The 4,575-nt window shown below is 35.2% G+C and carries 6 protein-coding genes; 5 read left to right on the top strand and 1 reads right to left on the bottom strand.

All coding sequences use genetic code 11. From position 1 onward, the window contains the following. Positions 1 to 409, bottom strand: a 409-nt coding sequence (locus tag AC1DJR_RS18100) for a sulfite exporter TauE/SafE family protein (RefSeq protein ID WP_477003171.1), incomplete at its 3' end; no start/stop codon positions are given. Positions 410 to 508: 99 nt separating this feature from the next. On the opposite strand from AC1DJR_RS18100, the gene AC1DJR_RS18095 reads away from it, so the two are divergent. From AC1DJR_RS18095 to AC1DJR_RS18075, 5 genes are all read left to right on the top strand, one after another. Then, complete coding sequence (locus AC1DJR_RS18095; protein ID WP_477003170.1) at positions 509 to 1,309, top strand: VOC family protein; 801 nt, start codon at positions 509 to 511, stop codon at positions 1,307 to 1,309. Between the two features lie 11 nt (positions 1,310 to 1,320). Further along, positions 1,321 to 2,259: an aminoglycoside phosphotransferase family protein gene (locus AC1DJR_RS18090; protein ID WP_429692086.1), complete on the top strand. Its 939-nt coding sequence runs from the start codon at positions 1,321 to 1,323 to the stop codon at positions 2,257 to 2,259. A gap of 13 nt (positions 2,260 to 2,272) precedes the next feature. Beyond that, positions 2,273 to 3,016, top strand: coding sequence for a metallophosphoesterase family protein (locus AC1DJR_RS18085; protein ID WP_429692085.1), 744 nt, complete (start codon positions 2,273 to 2,275; stop codon positions 3,014 to 3,016). Positions 3,017 to 3,137: 121 nt separating this feature from the next. Then, positions 3,138 to 3,800 carry an AAA family ATPase gene (locus AC1DJR_RS18080; RefSeq protein ID WP_429688509.1) on the top strand — a complete coding sequence of 221 codons (663 nt, stop codon included), beginning with the start codon at positions 3,138 to 3,140 and terminating at the stop codon, positions 3,798 to 3,800. Between the two features lie 49 nt (positions 3,801 to 3,849). After that, positions 3,850 to 4,392, top strand: coding sequence for a GrpB family protein (locus tag AC1DJR_RS18075; RefSeq protein WP_429688593.1), 543 nt, complete (start codon positions 3,850 to 3,852; stop codon positions 4,390 to 4,392). The last annotated feature ends 183 nt before the right edge of the window (positions 4,393 to 4,575 follow it).

Genomic DNA, 4,575 nt, shown 5'->3' with positions numbered 1-4,575 from the left:
GTTTAATTACATCACCAGGTAAATTGCTTAAAAAACATGCCCCAATAAATGCGCCAATTGCTCCTGGTAATGTAAGTCTGGAAACTGTATATTTATCAACGTTTCCAAATTTGATATGAGATGCACCAGAAGCGGCGGTTGTAACGACTTCAGCTAAATGAACTGATGCGGAAGCTACAGCTGGTGCGATACCAAACATTAATAATAGTGAGGTAGACGTTACCCCGTACGCCATACCAAGTGCGCCATCAATCAATTGAGCGAAAAATCCAATAATAGCAAAGATAATTAATTTCTGCATAAATAATCCCCCTGTAATAATAAATGAAAAAGACACTTTTCCCGTATGAGAAAAGTGCCTTTGGTTTTTCCAATCAGCAATAATTAAATTTGTTTTATTATAATACACATTAATCGTATAAATCAACTGGGTTTTGAAGTTTTTTGAATTGAACGAAAGAAAAATAAAATATACAATAAAAGGATGGAGAGAAAGGGGAGAAAGACTATGTTAGCATTTGATCATCTCGTTCACGCTGTGCATTGTACACCGGAGGAAGCGGCAAAACAAATGCAGGAGCATGGATTTCATACTGCATTAGGCGGTGAGCATACGACTTGGGGTACTTGGAATAGTTTATGTTATTTTGATTTATCATATATAGAATTTTTAGCAGTTCAGCATGAAGAAAAAGCGAAAGAAGCRRAAAATCCATTAGTACAAGAAACAGTGGTGAAATTACAAAAAGGAGAAGGGATGCTACAAATCGCAATTCGAACAGATGCAATTGAAGAACTAGCAAATAAGTTTAATAAGCACGGCTTACATACGATAGGACCATTTGAAGGGAAACGGATGAGAAAAGATGGTCGGCTTTTAGAATGGAAAATGTTATTTGTAAAGCAAGAAGAGAATGGACCGAAATTACCATTCTTTATACAGTGGAATGAAACGGATGAAGAAAGAAGAAACGATTTACGTAAAATAGGGACGATCACTGAACATAAAAATAAAGTACAAGAAATTGAAACGATTCATTATACGGTGAAAAATGTTCGAGAAACAGTGCGGAAATGGAAAGAAGTAATGGAGCTAACTGCAAATTCAATCATACAAAATGAAGAATGGAATGCTGAGTGTCAAAGTGTATCGTTTGGTGATGTTCATGTGCAGTTTTGTGAACCAGTTGGAGAAGGGCTAGTACTAGAACGTTTGAAGCATCATGGTGAATATCCATTTGCAGTGGAGTTTAAAGGGGAAAATAAACGAGAGTATGAGGTGTTAGGTAGTTTGTACATATATGAATAGAGGTGAACTTTGTGGAAGAAATGTTAAGAGAGATAGAGAGAAAACTAGGGTGGCCTCATATTGTAAAATGTACAGCTATTACAAAAGGTTTTTCACATGAAGAGAAATATAAAGTTGAATTAGAGAATCGAGAAACGTATTTTGTAAAAGTGTGTGATTCTGCAAATTTTGAACGAAAACAAGAAGAATATACGTATATGAAACAGTTGGAGTCATTACATATCCCGACGCCAAAATTAACTCATTTCATAAGACTTGAAGAATTAAATAAATGCGTTCAAATATTTGAATGGATTGACGGAGTAAATGGAGAAGAGAGTTTAGGCAAGTTATCGGTGAAAGAGCAGTATGCTGCGGGGAAAAGAGCTGGAGAAGTTTTAAAGAGAATTCATACAATAGAAAAAGAGAATGTCATTGCTTCGTGGGAAACGTTTCAGTGGAACAAGTACGAGAGATACTTGAAAGCATTAGCAGACTTAGAGGTAGACTTTCTAGATATGAAGCCAGTATTAACCTTTGTAGAGAATCATAGAGACTTATTAAAAAATCGTCCTATCACATTTTTACATGATGACTTCCATCCAGCGAATAGTATGATTCACAATAAGGAGTTTATCGTTATCGATTTTGGTGGATATGATTTTGGCGATCTAATACATGATTTTTATAACGTAGCGATTTTTACTACAAGAATAAGCAAACCATTTGCGGTTGGWCAAGTTCACGGTTATTGCGGAGGTGAACCGTCACTCCATTTTTGGAAACTGTATTCATTATATGCAGCGATGACATTCCCAGCGGATATCGTATGGACAAACCGGAGTACACCACATTTAGTAGATGATATGAAGGAAAGATTGAACGGAATTTTAGAAGATCATAATCATTTTTCATCCTATATTCCAAAATGGTATCAATCACAACATGAGGATATAATAAACAATAAATAACGGAGGGATTCATTTGGATAAAATTGCGGTAATTTCAGATATACATGGTAATATTCCGGCATTAGAATCAGTACTGAAAGATATTAAATTAAGAGGAATTGAACGTATTATTTGTCTTGGAGATTTAGTAGGAAAAGGTCCGCATTCTAGCGAAGTAATTGAAATCGTTCGTAAAGAATGTGAAGGAACCGTAATGGGAAACTGGGATGATTTCATTACAAAACCGACTGAATTTGAAGCGTTAAAATGGCATCAAAAACAATTGTCAGAAGAACAAAATGAGTATTTAAGAAGCTTACCATTTTCAATCGAGTTTTATATGAGTGGGAAACTGATTCGTATGTTCCACGCTTCACCRAGAAGTTTGTATGAAAGAATTCAACCACACGCTTCAAGAGAAGAGCGTGTTAGTATGTTCGAAAATAGTGATTTGACAGAGAATATAGAAGGGGAAAGAAAACCAGATGTCGTTTGCTATGGTGATGTTCACCAGGCGTATGTGCAAAATTTCAGAGGGAAAACGTTATGTAATGCTGGTAGCGTAGGAAACCCACTTGAAATAACACAAGCGTCCTATTTAATTTTTGAAGGAACTTACAATGAAAAAGAAGCAGCGAGCTTTTCCATTCAACTCGTACGAGTACCGTATGATATTGAATTAGCCATTCGACTAGCTGAGGAGTTGGATATGCCAGAAATTGAGGAATACAAGCAGGAGTTACGAACTGCTTTGTATCGGGGGTTTAAAGGGAAGTAAGGAATATGTAACTTAATAAAAATATATCAACGATTTTWCAAAATATCGAYTTACCGACAAACAGTGATGAAGTTTATTTATTATAAATATATTATGTAAACAGAGTTACAGGAGGAATGTCATGCGCCGAAAACAACGCATTAAAAAAATTGTAGATCATATTTTTAAATTAAACTTAACCCATCCAACAAGAGTTGGAGTGAGTGGTATAACAGCTTCAGGAAAGACAACATTTGCAAACGAACTGGCAGAGGAAATGAAAAATCGGGGAGTGCAAGTAATACGCACCAGCATTGACGATTTTCATAACCCGAGAGTGATTCGTTATGCACAAGGAAAAGAGTCTGCAAGAGGGTATTATGAAGATGCACACGATTATACAGCTTTCAAAGAAAGGCTATTAAAACCTTTAGGACCTAACGGGAATTTACAGTATGAAACGATTTCTCATAACTTAATAACGGACATGCCTGTACATAATACGCCGCTAGTGGCCTCGCCAACTATGGTGCTAATAGTAGATGGAACATTTTTATTGAAAAAAGAAATTGAGTATCTATTTGACTATAAAATTTTCGTAGATACAGATTTTGAGATTGCGAGAAACCGTGGTGCAGAGCGCGAGAATGAGGCTTTTGGAAGTTATGAAGAAGCAGAGAAAATGTTTATAAACAGATATCATGCGGCTTGTAAGATGTATATAGATGAGCATAATCCGAAAGAATGTGCGAATGTTATATTTCAGAATAGTAATTTTGATGATCCGGTAGTTATATTTAAATGAATTTAAAATCGTTTATATAGCAAAAAGTTCGTGAAAGGGGATGTGTTGGGTGGATAAAAAAGATAATCCGAACGATTGGCCTGTATGGGCGAATGAGTCAGTAGAGATAGTTCATGCAAATCCTGATTGGCAAGATAAAGGACGATGTGAAGAACAGCAACTTTATGAACTGCTTACTCCTCTCGGTATTAGCAAAGTAATACATATAGGAAGTACATCCATACCTGGTTTACCTGCAAAACCTATCATTGATCTAATGGCTGAAACAGACTCATTTGATAGAGTGCTCGATATTTCAGCAAAATTGTCTATATATGATTGGCATTATGTAGGCCCGGAATTAGATGAAAGACCTTGGAGAAGGTTCTTTGTGAAAGTGAAGAATAATAGGCGTGTAGCTCACCTGCATTTAATGGTTAAAGGAACTGAGCGATGGGAGCAACAACTTTTATTTCGTAACCGCTTACGAGAAAATCCACAATTAGTTTATGATTATTCAAATCTGAAACAAGATTTAGCTAAAAGATATAACCAAGATAGAGAAGCATACACAAAAGCTAAAACAGAGTTTATTAAACAAGTTCTAAAATGATTTAATTTTTGATTGTAAATACGTTTGAATACAAATGAAAAAAATACTTTATTTTATAACTTAAACTTACATGAAATGCATGTAAATAAAGTGAGAAGTTTTGGGTTCTAATGTATTTCCTTTTATTTCTCGGGAGAAATTTATATAATTGAATCAAGTTCATAGAAAGATAGGGACTAAAAC

The sequence above is a fragment of the Bacillus sp. 05T31 genome, assembly GCF_056396725.1.
Note: the sequence above shows the minus strand (reverse complement) of the source record. Positions and strands in the feature narration are given on the sequence as shown.

Bases quoted from the DNA above. Each gene is read 5' to 3' on its own strand.
- AC1DJR_RS18080 (WP_429688509.1), top strand. From the start codon at position 3,138: ATGCGCCGAAAACAACGCATTAAAAAAATTGTAGATCATATTTTTAAA.